This window comes from Streptomyces sp. NPDC126497, assembly GCF_040302425.1.
Lineage (GTDB): Bacteria > Actinomycetota > Actinomycetes > Streptomycetales > Streptomycetaceae > Streptomyces.
The window spans coordinates 89,748-101,956 of record NZ_JBEORT010000010.1; the positions used below are offsets into that span (position 1 = coordinate 89,748).

Here is a 12,209-nt window from a genome sequence, read left to right on the forward strand (position 1 = left end):
CCTCATGCCCTACGCACCGCGCCCGGCGGCGCTCAGCGACGCGCCCGCCATCACCGAACTGCTCAACGAGGTCGACGAGATCGAGATCGGCCGGCCCGAGACCGACCTGCACACCGTCGAGGCCGATCTGCGGCATCCCGGTACCGACCTGGAGCGGGACTCCTGGCTCACCTGGGACGGGGACCGTCTGGTGGCGTACGGGCTGCTGTGGGACGAGTCCGACGGCGAGCGCATCGACATCGACCAGTACGTCCTGCCCGACCACCAGGAGGCCGCCGCCCGGATGCTGGAGGCGATGGAGGCCAGGGCGCTGGAGAAGGCGCGGGGGAACGGGGCGGCACGGGCGGTGGTGCATCTGCACCTCACCGCGGCGCCCACCCTCGACACCGGACTGCTCCGGGCACGCGGCTGGCGCACCGTGCGCCGGTACCACGTGCTGCGCCGTCCCCTGGACCCGGCGCGGGACCCGTTCCCCGAGGTGCCCGCGGGCGTGCGGGTGCGCGACTGCGTCGCCGAGGCGGACCGGTCGCGCGTCCACGCGCTGTACCAGGAGTCCTTCGCCCACCACTTCGACTTCCAGCCGCGCACCCGTGAGGCGTGGCTGCACGACATCGACGCCGAGGGGCTGGACTGGTCCCTGGTGTGGATCGTCGGCACCGAGGACCTGGGGGACGTCGGCTTCCTGCTCGCGCGGGACGACCGCGAGGCCATGGGGTGGATCCGCAGCCTCGGTGTGCTGCCCGCGGCCCGCGGCCGCGGGCTGGGCGGATTCCTGCTGCGGCACGCGTTCGCGGCGTTCGCGGCGCGCGGGCGGGACACCGTCGGACTCGGCGTGGACACCGAGAACGCCACCGGGGCGCCCCGGTTGTACGACCGTCACGGCATGACGGTCCACTACGCCGTCGACACCTGGGAGGTGACGGTCGGCTGACGCCGGCGCCCGGCCCGGGCGCCCCGCCCATGCGGCCCGCCGTCCGCCCGGCGTGGTGCCGGCACCCGCCCGCCGCCCCGGCCGCCGGTGGACCGCGTACGGGCGTTGAGGCACCGTCACGTGCCCCGGCCGGACGGGTGTCCGGCCGGGGCACGGGGCCGCGGTGGCCCGTCGGGTCAGTCGCGGGCGACCTGGGGAGCGATGTCCTCGGTGTAACCGCGGGCCGCGGCGGCGGACGTGGCGAGGGCCTTGGCGGTGGCCGTACCGGAGCCGCAGAAGGCGGCGTCCAGCGTGGCGCCGAGTGTGGCGTTCACGGTTCCGTTGTTGGAGGTGTTCGCCAGGGAGGTCATGCTGCGGACGCCGTCGGCGGTGGTGAAGGCATAGGTGTAGTAGCCCTGGACGGTGCCGGTGTGGCCGTAGACGGTGGTGCCGCAGGAGAGTGTGCGGGCCCTGAGCCCCAGTCCGTAGGACTGCTTCCCGTCCGCGGTGACCGGGACCATGGTGGTCATCTCCTCCAGCTGCTCGGCGGGCAGGAGCCTGCCGGACAGCAGCGCGGAGAAGAAGCGGTTGAGGTCCTTGCCGTTGGAGATGACCGCGCCCGCGGACTGGGCCCAGGAGACGGTCTGTTCGGTGGAGTCGACCAGCGGCAGCGTGGTGTCGTCCGGCCGGAGGTAACCGCGGGCGTAGGAGCCGGGGAGGGTCGTCCGCGGATGGACGTAGGAGGTGTTCCGCAGCCGCAGCGGGGCGAAGATGCGTCGCTGGTACTGGGTGGCGACCGGGGTGCCGGTGAGGTGCTCGACGATCTGCCCCAGCACGACGAAGTTGGTGTTGGAGTAGCTGTAGGCGGCGCCCGGCGCGTTGTTCAGGGGGCGCGCGGTGGACAGGTCGATGAGCTCCTGGTAGCTGAAGACCCTGTTCCGGACCGCCTCGAAACCCGGGACGGTGTCGTGGAACATGTCGTTGGTGTAGTCGTACAGGCCGCTGCGGTGGCTGAGCAGGTGCCGCACGGTGATGCGGTCGTCGGGCAGCGGCCGGGGCAGGTAGCGGTTGGCCGGGGCGTCGAGGTCGACGCGTCCCTCGGCGGCGAGTTGGAGCAGCACCACCGCGGTGAAGGTCTTGCTGACGCTGCCCACGCGGAACCGGCGGCCGGTGTCCATCGCCGTGTGGGCGCCGGTGTCGGCCTCGCCGGTGGCGACGTGGTAGGTCGTGGACCGCTCGTCGATCCGGGTGAGCGCTCCGGGAGCGCCCTGGGAGAGGGCGGTGCCGTGCACGGCGCGCACGGCGGTGAGGTCGGGGGCGGGGAGGGAGGAACTGTCCGCGAGGGCCGGAGAGGCACCCAGAGCGACGATCAGGGTGGAGCCGACGAGCGCCAGGCTCACGTCTTTGATCCGCATCCGCATCTTTCTGATGGTGGGGAACCGGAGGGAGCCGCGGCCCCGGATCGGATCAACTCCCCTTGGTCAGGGGGAAGTCGGAGAAGCCACCGGCGGCCGGAGCGGCACCCGGGGCATGGTAGTGCACCATCAGCCGCCGACGGTGCATCAGGAACCCGGCCGTCGCGGCGCGTGGGACAGGGGGCGAACCGCCCGAGTGACGGCGCGCCCCCCGTCCGGTCCTACTTGCTGAGCCAGAGGTCGGGGCCGAACACCTCGTAGTGGACGTCCTTCGGGCCGAGCCCCCGGGCGAGCAGGTCACCGCGGACGGCCCGCATGAAGGGCAGCGGGCCGCACAGGAACGCGCTGACGCCCTCGGGCAGGGGCAGCCGGGTCACGTCGGCCAGGCCCTCGTGGACGTGGGGCGGCGCCGGCTCCCCGGGCGTCTCGTACCACACGTGCAGCGCGGCGTTCGGAAGCCGGCCGACGAGCTCCTCCGTCTCCAGACGGTGTGCGTGGTGGGCGGGGGAGCGGTCGGCGTGCAGGACGGTGACGTGGCGCCCGGACGAGGTGTCGACCAGGTGGTCCAGCATCGACAGCATGGGCGTGACGCCGATGCCGGCGGAGGCGAGCAGCAGCGGGCCGTCGCCTTCGGGGAGCACGAGGTCGCCGAAGGGCGGGGAGACCCTCAGGAGGTCGCCCGGGCGGGCATGGGCGTGGAGCCAGGACGACACCTCTCCCTCGGGCGCCCGGCCGTCGGCGGAACGCTCCCGCTTCACGGTGATCCGCCAGGTCTTGCGGCCGGGGGCGCCGGAGAGGCTGTACTGGCGTGTCTGCTTCGCCCCGTCGGGGAGTTCGACCCGGACGCCGACGTACTGGCCGGGGGCGAACGGCTCGGTGGGGGCGCCGTCGGGCCGGCGCAGCTCGAAGGAGGCCGCGTCGACCGACTCCTCGACGCGGTCGGCGATCTCCATGTCGCGCCAGACGGCGCCGCCCTCGACCCCCGCCCCGGCGTAGAGCCGCGCCTCCATGGCGATCAGCGCGTTGGCCATGCGCCAGTACACCTCGTCCCAGGCGGCCGCCACCTCGGGCGTCACGGCGTCCCCGAGGACCTCGCCGACGGCTCCCATCAGGTGCCGTCCCACCAGCGTGTACTGGTCGGACGTGATGCCCAGTGAGGCGTGCTTGTGGGCGATGCGCCCGAGGACGGCGTCGGGACGCTCACCGGGCCGCTCCACCAGCGTGGTGGCGAAGGCCGCGACGGCGCCGGCGAGGGCCTCGCGCTGGGCGCCGCTGGCCTGGTTGGCGCGGTTGAACAGGTTGCGCAGCAGATCCGGGTGCTCCTCGAACAAACGGCGGTAGAACAGCTCGGTGATGCTGCCGAGGGAGGCTCCGACGGCGGGCAGCGTGGCTCGGACGACCGGCATCGACTGGGTGGAGAGCATCCTCTGGCTCCTTCGTCGGCACTGATGTGCGGGATGGATCGCGCACCAGCATGCCAGTTAATTGGTATTTCAGATTCACATTTAAGAGGATGTGATCTGCGCGACCCTCCGCGGTCCCCGCTTCGGCCGCTCCGTTCCCTCCTGCCGGGCCCGCCCGCGCGCCGCCGTGCTCGACGCCCGGAAGTGCCGAAAATGTCTCTCGGCTTCGAGTGGAACGCCGGAAAGAAATCCTCGATCCCGCCCGTCCCCCCTCACAGCAAGGCGCGACCGCAGCATGAGCGAAGAGAACAGGCACCACGCCATCGCCGCCGCCCTCCTCCCCCTGGTGGGGGGCGCGCGGAACGTGACGTCGGTGGCCCACTGCATGACCCGCCTCAGGCTGGGGCTGCGCGACCGGTCCCTCGTGCAGGACGAGCGGCTCGAGGCGCTTCCCGCGGTCATGGGGGTCGTCGAGGACGACACCTACCAGATCGTGCTGGGGCCGGGAGCGGTGGCGCGGGTCACCCCGGAGTTCGAGGCCCTGGTCGAGGCGGGGAAGGCCGGGGCCGCGACGGCGCCTCCCGCCCCGGACCGCGGGGAGGACCCGGTGACGGCCGAGGCGCTCGCCGCGCGGGGGGCGGCGCTCCGGGCGGAACGGGGGACGAGGAACGCCACACCGTTCAAACGGGGCCTGCGCCGCGTCGCGGACATCTTCGTGCCGCTGATCCCCGCGCTCGTCGGCTGCGGCGTCATCGCCGGTCTGAACGGCCTGCTGGTCAACCTGGACCGGCTGCCGGGCCTCACCCCGGCCCTGGCCGTCGTGTCGTCCGGGTTCATGGCGCTGATCGCCGTCTTCGTCGGCCACAACACGGCCAGGGAGTTCGGCGGTACGCCGGTCCTGGGCGGTGCCGTCGCGTCGGTCGTCGTCTACCCGGGAGTGGCGGACGTCGAGGCGTTCGGCCGGCACCTCTCACCGGGACAGGGCGGTGTGCTCGGCGCCCTGGGCGCGGCGTGGCTCGGCGTGCACGTGGAGAAGTGGTGCCGGCGCCGGGTGCCCGAAACCGTCGACGTCCTGGTGACGCCCACCGTCACCGTGCTCGTGGCCGGCCTGGCGACCCTGTTCGGGCTGATGCTCCTCGCCGGCGAGGTGTCCGCGTGGATCGGTGACGCCGCCGACCGTCTGCTGTCCCACGGTGGCGCGGGCGCCGGATTCCTCCTCGGGGGTCTCTTCCTGCCGTTGGTCATGCTGGGTCTGCACCAGGCGCTGATCCCCATCCACACGACCCTCATCGAAGGGGCCGGCTTCACCGTCCTGCTGCCGATCCTGGCGATGGCGGGCGCCGGACAGGTCGGTGCGGCGATCGCCGTCTACTGCCGGCTGCCCCGCAACACCTCGATCCGGACCACCGTCAAGTCCGCGCTCTGGCCCGGTTTCCTCGGTGTCGGAGAGCCCCTCATCTACGGTGTGTCCCTGCCGCTGGGGCGTCCGTTCATCACGGCCTGTGCGGGCGGGGCCTTCGGCGGAGCGTTCATCGGCCTCTTCAACCAGTTGGGCACGGACGTCGGTTCGACCGCGATCGGCCCCTCAGGGTGGGCGCTCCTCCCCCTCCTCGACGGCGACCACGGACCGGGGCGGACGGTCGCCGTCTACGCCGCCGGTCTGCTCGTCGGGTACGCGGCGGGCTTCCTCGCCACCTACTGCTTCGGCTTCACGAGGACCATGCTCGCGGAACTCGACGCGCCGCCCGCCGCTCCGCCGCAGGACCGGCCCGCCCCGGCGGGGCGGACCGCCGGGAAGGCGTGACCCGACGGCCCTCGCCCGCGCGCCCGCCGGTACGCCCGTCGGCTCCGACCGCCGTGCGTCCGGCTGCGTGCCGACGGCGCGGAGCCGGGTTCCCCGCGGGTGGTGACGACGGTACGGTGCTGCGGTGACCGAACGCGGTCCCGGCGGAACGCACCGTGCCGGTTTCCCGCCACCCGACCTGGAGAAGGCATGCAGCCCGGATCCCGACGTCCTGTCCGCACCGGCCGGGGCGCCGCCGTGGCCGCCGCCGTCCTGCTGACCGCGGCCGCCGGCGACCCCGGGGCGCACGCCCCGACGGTGCCGCTGCGGGTGGCGACGTACAACATCCACGCCGGGATCGGCGAGGACCGGGTCTTCGACCTCGACCGCACCGCGGCGGCCCTGCGCGGCCTGCGCGCCGATGTGATCGGCCTCCAGGAGGTCGACGTCCACTGGGGCGCCCGCAGCGACTTCGCCGACGAGGCGCGCGCGCTGGCCGGGAAGCTGGACATGCGGGTGTTCTTCGCACCGATCTACGATCTGGACCCGGCCGCCGGGGGCGCCGAGCGGCGGCGGTTCGGCGTCGCCGTGCTGAGCCGCCACCCGGTGCCGGCCGCCGAGAACCACGAGATCACCCGGCTCTCCACCCAGACACCCGATCCGGTGCCGGCCCCGGCGCCCGGCTTCGCCGAGGTGGTGGTCGACGTACGGGGCGTCCGCGTGCGCGTCTACACCACGCACCTGGACCACCGGGCCGACCCGTCGGTCCGGGCGGCCCAGGTGGCGGACATGCTCGGCGTACTGGCCGCGGACCGGGGACCGAAGGTCCTGGTCGGCGACTTCAACGCCGAGGCGACGGCTCCCGAGCTGGCGCCGCTGTGGGAGCGGTTGCGCGACGCCGCTCCCGACGGCGGCGGGACGTACCCGGCGGCCGGCCCCGTCAAGCGCATCGACCTGGTCACCGTCTCCCCCGGCGTCCGGGTGACCGGCGCCCGCACGGTGGCGACGGAGGCGTCGGACCACCGGCCCGTGGTCGCGGACCTGAGGATCCCCCGGCGCGGCCGCTGAACGGGTCCTCCTCACCGCCCCTGGAGGCGCTGCAGGTCGGAGGGGCGGACCTGGATCGCCACGACGGCGATCAGCGCGGCGAGCAGGGCGAAGACCGCCGCCGTGACGAAGGCCGCCGAGACACCCGAGGTGAGGACCTCGTCGGACCAGGGCGGCGGCAGCTCCCCGGTGCGCCGGAAGCGCAGGCGCTCGGCAGGGGTCGCCTGCTGCAGGAAGCGCGGGAGCTGTTTCTCCGCCTCGTTGCCGCTCGCCGTACCGAACACCGTGACCAGGATGGACAACCCGAGCGATCCGCCGACCTGTTGGGTGGCGTTGAGGAGTCCGGAGGCCGCGCCGCTCTCCTGCACGGGCACGTCCGACAGCGCCATCAGGGTCAGCGACACGAACTCCATGCCCATGCCGAGGCTGAAGACCAGCATCGGTCCGAGGACGCTGCCCGCGTAGGTGGAGTGGACGTCGGTCAGCGTCAGCCAGGCCAGGCCCGCCGCCGCGAGCACACCACCCCCGACCATGAAGGGCTTGGGCCCGTACACGGGCAGGAACCGCGAGGCGAGACCGGCGCCGATCGCGATGACCGCGCTGACCGGAAGGAAGGCGAGTCCGGCCCGCAGGGGGCTGAAGTCCAGCACGTCCTGCACGAAGAGCGTCAGGAAGAAGAACATGCCGAACATCGCCGCGGCCAGGCACAGCATGATGCCGTACGTGCCCGCGCGGTTCCGGTCGGCGAACATGTGCAGGGGGGTGATGGGCTGCCTCGACCTCCTCTCGACCAGGACGAACCCGGCGAGGAGGAGGACGGCCACGGCGAACGAGGCCAGGGTGAGCGGGTCCCGCCAGCCGTCCTGCGCGGCCCTGATGAACCCGTAGACCAGCAGCACCATGCCGGCGGTGGAGGTCAGCGCGCCGGTGACGTCGAAGTGGCCCGGGCGGCGTCCGGACTCCTTGATCCAGCGTGGTGCGGCGAGGGCGATGAGCACTCCGATCGGGACGTTGACGAAGAGCACCCACCGCCAGTTCAGCCACTCGACGAGCACGCCCCCGGCGAGCAGCCCGATCGCGCCGCCGCCCGCCGACACCGCGGCGAAGACCCCGAAGGCCCGGTTGCGTTCCGGCCCTTCGCGGAAGGTGGTGCTGATCAGGGCGAGGGACGTCGGGGAGGCGATGGCGCCCCCCACGCCCTGGAGGGCGCGGGCGGCGAGGAGTTGACCCGAGTTCTGGGCGAACCCGCCGAGCAGCGAGGCCAGCGCGAAGAGCAGCACGCCGGCGACGAAGACGCGCCGTCTGCCGAGGATGTCGCCGGTCCGGCCGCCGAGCAGCAGCAGACCGCCGAAGGTCAGGGTGTAGGCGTTGACCACCCACGACAGGCTGGTGGTGGAGAAGTCCAGGGAGCGCTGGATGTGCGGCAGCGCGATGTTCACGATGGTGATGTCCAGTACCACCATCAGCTGGCACGACGCGATGACCAGCAGGGCCATCGCGTTTCCGCCGCCGCGGGTGCCCTGGGCGGCGTTCTGTGGTGCGGGGGCCGGCCGCGGGCTGCTTCTGGTCATGTCGGGTCACCCTTTCGGGAGTCCACCGTTCGACCGTACGCGCGCGTCCCGGCCCCCACCACTCGAGCACCGCCCGCCGCCGGGGCGGTCCGCGGACGTCCGTCCGGCCCGTGGGGTGGGGAGCGGCCGGGCCGTGGCTCACCGGTGCGGCCCGGTCCGCTCCCGCGCCGAAGGGGTCCGCTCCCCACCCCCTCAGGCCAGCACGGGCATGATCTCCTCGTGGATGAGGCGCAGTTGGTCGTCGGCGTCCGCCACCCCCTCCAGGTCCCGGCCGGTGAAGGCCCGCACCAGCCGCCGGTCGGTGAGGGCGCAGATGACGTGGTTCACACCGCTGGGCGCGATCTGGGTACGGATCTTCTCCGCGCACTCGGTCGGAGTGCCCGACACGGACAGCCGCTCGGCGATCTCCGGCGTGGTGAGTTCGATGCCCCGCGCCAGATCGCCCGCGCCGATCGCCTCGATCACCGGTTTCAGCTCGGCGGGCTCGACGCCGTTGCGGCGCAGCTGCTCCTCGGGCATGGAGGAGGCGTAGATCCCCACCATGCTGCGGGCCGCCTCCTTCGCCCGTGCGGAGTCGGGCCCGGTGGCGAACACCACCCAGGCGCCGATGTCGAGGGAACGCCAGTCCCGGCCCGCCCGCTCCGCGCCGGCCCTGATGTGGCGGACGGCGTACTCGTACGCCTCCGCGGTGTAGCTCAGCGCGTGGTGGCATCCGTCGGACAGTTCGCCGGCCGCCTCGAAGGACCTGGGCCCCCGCATCGCCCCGAGCTTCAGGGGCACGCGCTGCTGGACCGGGCGGGCGAAGGTGAACAGCCCGTCGTAGGAGTAGAAGTCGCCGCGGTGGGTGAGGGTGCCCTCGTCCAGCAGCGTCCGCACCACGTGCAGCGCCTCCTTGACGCGGGACAGGGGCCGGGTGCGGGTCCAGTCGATGCCGTACTGCGCCAGGAGACCGAAGTTGCCGCTGGACAGCACGGCCTCGGCCCGGCCGCCGGAGAGTTCGTCGAGCGTGGCCAGGGACTGGGCGATCAGCGTCGGCTCGCGCAGCGTGACGGGGGAGACGCTGGGCCCCAGGCGGATGGTGCGGGTCCGGCCGGCGGCCACCGCGAACAACTGCCACAGGTCCTTGTGCCAGGTCTCGTCCGCCGCGTAGCAGGCGTAGAAGCCCAGCCGGTCGGCGAGCTCGATGGACGCCAGCGAATCCCGCAGCGGATAGTCGGGTAACAGGGCGTAGCTGAATCTCATGGGCGCGTCCTCTCCGGTCCCGGACGATCGGTACGACCCCGCCCAGTGTCCAGGCCGGCTCCGCGCCCGGCCAGGGCGCACACGGGTCACTGCGCGCTTCCGGCGGACGGGGTGCACGCCCGCTCCCCCCGTGGCGCCGGTGAGGACGACGCGGGCCTGCGGCCGGGGCGGCCGGATGCGTCGACCGCCGCGGTGTCGCTCGGCCCTTCGAACAGGACCGCCGTCCGGACGCCGAGCCGCCCGCTCGAGCGCGGGCCCGCCGGGACCACCGGCCGCCCACGCGATGTCCGCGTCCCGGAACGGTTCCCTCCCGTTCGTGGGAAGGGTCTCGGCCCGTTCCGGGCGTCACCGGCGGGGAATGTCCGCCGGTGACGCCCGGTCCAGGACGGCTACGACGTCACGCAGTCGATCGTGCCCACCGGGAAGTCGTTGCCCGACGAGGTGGCCGTGAAGCCGAACGTCACGCTCCCGTCGGGGTTGACCACACGGTTGTGATCGACGTTCCGCACGGTCACCGTGCCGTCGGAGCCCTTGGTCAGGGAGCCGTTCCACGCACTGCCGATCGTGGTCCCGGAACCGGGCTTCCACTGCACGGCCCAGCCGTCGAGCGGCGACGTCCCGTGGTTCATCACCTCGACGGAGCCCTGGAAACCGCCGTTCCAGGAGTTCACCACGTTGTAGACGGCCATGCAGGAACCGGTGTGCGGCGGCGGGTCCGTCGGGTCCGGGTCCGGGGTCGGCGTGCCGCCCGAGTTGCGGATGCCGGTCACCTCGCCGTTGCCGCCGTCGAAGACGACGTCGGAGCAGGAGAAGAAGTTCTCCTGGCTGTCCGAACGCACCCACTGCATGAAGATCAGCGCGTTGCCGGAGCGCCCGGAGGGCAGCTTCAGGTCCCAGTTGTAGTGGCCGCCGTTGGTGCCCGGCGAGCCCTGCTGGGGCGGGTTGGTGACGGTCTGGATGAGTTCGAGGTCGTTCCAGCCCAGCTGGGACGTGGGCGACCAGCCGGGCTTGGTGAGGTAGACCCGGAAGTCACCGGGGTGCGCGGCCCAGTTGCTGTACTTCACCTTGACCGTCGCCCCGGACGTCAGATGTGTCCGTGGCCAGTCCGCGCGGGCCGCGTTGTAGGCGGAGAAGTCGTACGGGGAGCGGTCGCCGGCGCTGCAGAGCGTGCCGTCCGGGACGTAGCCGGCGCCTCGCCCCGCGGCCTTGGAGTCGAGGACGGCGAACCAGTTGTACAGCGCCGACGAGCCGCTCCGGTTCAGCGCGTCCCGGCACGCCGGGTTGGTCGGGTCAAGGCCGCCGGTGCCGGTGACGGCGTCCAGCTGACAGAGGTAGGTGCGTGAGCCCGGCATCATCGCCACGCCGTGCGCCTGCGCGTCGTTCTGCCAGAGGAAGCTCAGGCCGAGCCCTCCGAGGAGGGTGGCCAGTACTGCTGCCAGGGAGACGAATCTCCGTCGTAAGGCCATGGGTTCTCCTGTGCCGGTAGTGAATGGGTCGGGCGGGGGCGGGAGGTGGAGACCCCGCCCGTCCGGGGAGGGAAGCCAACCGGAGGGGCGGGGGGTTCGGGGGGCCGGGCCCGGGTGCCCGCCCTGTCGGCGCAGGGAGGAAGAGCGGGCCCCGGGGCCGGGGACACGGCGGGCGCGCGGCCCGCCGGTCGCGTCACGCGGTCGTGCAGGCGGTGCCGTTGAGGCTGAAGCCGTTCGGCTGGGCGAAGGTGCCGCTGTAGGTTCCCTGGAAGCCGAAGCTCTGGCTCCCGCCGGGCGCGATCCGCGTGGTGCCGTCGAGTCCGCTCGCCGTGACCGCGCCCGAGGCGGGGGTGACGGACGCGTTCCAGGCGTTGGTGACGCGCTGGCCGGAGGGCAGGGTGAAGGCGAGCCGCCAGCCGTCGACGGCGGACGAACCGGTGTTCTTCACGGTGACGTTCGCGGTGAAGCCGCCCGGCCAGACGTTCGTGGCGTACGACACCGTGCACGCCGCCGGGCCACCGGGCCCGTCTCCCGACCCGCCGCCGGTGTTGACGGTGGAGGAGAAGGAGTTCACCGCGAGCCCGGCGCCGTTCTGCCAGGGTTCGAAGCCCGCCTGGACGCTCGTCAGGTACCAGTCGTTCCGTGCCATGCCGCGTGCGACGGTCTCCCGGACGAAGTCCATCACGTCGAAGCTCCAGCTGCTGATGGCCGAGGGCGCGACGAACGACAGCACGTCGTTGGAGCCGTTGCCGCCCGACCACACCTGCCAGGTGCGTCCGGCCACGGTGGCGGTGCCGACCTGGGAGCCGATCGGCTGGATCGGGCCCACCTTGTTCAGCCAGATCATGATCTCGGTCCGGTTGACGCCGTCGGTCCTGGGCGTGGGGTCCAGCCAGATGTCGTACGAGGCGTTGTAGACGGCGTTGTCGACGTATCCGTAGGAGATGCTGCTGGGCGCGCTGGAGATGTTGCTGATCCGCGCGGGGAGGGCGGTGCCGGGGGAGCAGTTGGTGTAGTGGCAGCCGTTGAAGATCGACGGGTACGACTTCGGGGCCCCGTTGGTCGGCACCGAGCCGTCGGCCTGGGCGACGCGGAAGCCGGTGTTGGTGGCGGTGACGCACTGGGTGGCACTGGTGCCCCAGCGGTTGTTCTGGACGACGTAGCGCCCCTGAACGGTGGTCGACCCGTACTGTTCGCAGATCGTGGTGTCGGCCTGGGCCGGCGCCGCTCCGGTCACCAGCGCCGCGATCGCGGCGAGAGCGGTGAGGAGCGTCGCGAGCAGGCCGCGCGGGGCCCGGTTGTGGTGCGGTAACCGTCGCATGGGGGGACCTCTCCGAGAGGGTGCGGGGGGCGAACGGCGGGAGCGCTCCCC

Annotated in this window: 9 protein-coding genes; 3 read left to right on the forward strand and 6 right to left on the reverse strand. The window is 72.8% G+C overall.

Going from position 1 to position 12,209, the window contains the following annotated elements; genetic code table 11:
- The first annotated feature begins 4 nt into the window (after positions 1-4).
- On the forward strand, positions 5-931 hold the full coding sequence (locus tag ABTY20_RS08250) for a GNAT family N-acetyltransferase (RefSeq protein ID WP_351996156.1): 927 nt from the start codon (positions 5-7) through the stop codon (positions 929-931).
- A 176-nt stretch (positions 932-1,107) separates the two neighbouring features.
- Here the strand turns inward: ABTY20_RS08250 and ABTY20_RS08255 are convergent, their stop codons facing one another.
- The gene (locus tag ABTY20_RS08255; RefSeq protein WP_351996157.1) at positions 1,108-2,325 is read right to left on the reverse strand and encodes a serine hydrolase domain-containing protein; all 1,218 of its coding nucleotides are present in this window, start codon (positions 2,323-2,325) and stop codon (positions 1,108-1,110) included.
- 221 nt (positions 2,326-2,546) lie between these two features.
- A complete protein-coding gene (locus ABTY20_RS08260; RefSeq protein WP_351996158.1) occupies positions 2,547-3,749 on the reverse strand; it encodes a globin domain-containing protein in 1,203 nt (400 codons plus the stop codon).
- Positions 3,750-4,023: 274 nt separating this feature from the next.
- On the opposite strand from ABTY20_RS08260, the gene ABTY20_RS08265 reads away from it, so the two are divergent.
- A complete protein-coding gene (locus ABTY20_RS08265; RefSeq protein WP_351996159.1) occupies positions 4,024-5,532 on the forward strand; it encodes a PTS transporter subunit EIIC in 1,509 nt (502 codons plus the stop codon).
- A gap of 189 nt (positions 5,533-5,721) precedes the next feature.
- Positions 5,722-6,579 carry an endonuclease/exonuclease/phosphatase family protein gene (locus tag ABTY20_RS08270; RefSeq protein WP_351996160.1) on the forward strand — a complete coding sequence of 286 codons (858 nt, stop codon included), beginning with the start codon at positions 5,722-5,724 and terminating at the stop codon, positions 6,577-6,579.
- An 11-nt stretch (positions 6,580-6,590) separates the two neighbouring features.
- On the opposite strand, the gene ABTY20_RS08275 is transcribed toward ABTY20_RS08270, so the two are convergent.
- The 4 genes from ABTY20_RS08275 to ABTY20_RS08290 form a co-directional block, all read right to left on the reverse strand.
- Positions 6,591-8,129, reverse strand: a complete 1,539-nt coding sequence (locus tag ABTY20_RS08275; RefSeq protein ID WP_351996161.1) for an MFS transporter — start codon at positions 8,127-8,129, stop codon at positions 6,591-6,593.
- 192 nt (positions 8,130-8,321) lie between these two features.
- Positions 8,322-9,371 (reverse strand): LLM class flavin-dependent oxidoreductase, encoded by a 1,050-nt coding sequence (locus ABTY20_RS08280; protein WP_351996162.1) that lies wholly within the window; start codon positions 9,369-9,371, stop codon positions 8,322-8,324.
- Positions 9,372-9,760: 389 nt separating this feature from the next.
- Entirely contained in the window at positions 9,761-10,837 is a 1,077-nt protein-coding gene (locus ABTY20_RS08285; RefSeq protein WP_351996163.1) for a lytic polysaccharide monooxygenase auxiliary activity family 9 protein, read from the reverse strand.
- 193 nt (positions 10,838-11,030) lie between these two features.
- On the reverse strand, positions 11,031-12,158 hold the full coding sequence (locus ABTY20_RS08290; RefSeq protein WP_351996164.1) for a glycoside hydrolase family 12 protein: 1,128 nt from the start codon (positions 12,156-12,158) through the stop codon (positions 11,031-11,033).
- Positions 12,159-12,209: the final 51 nt, after the last annotated feature.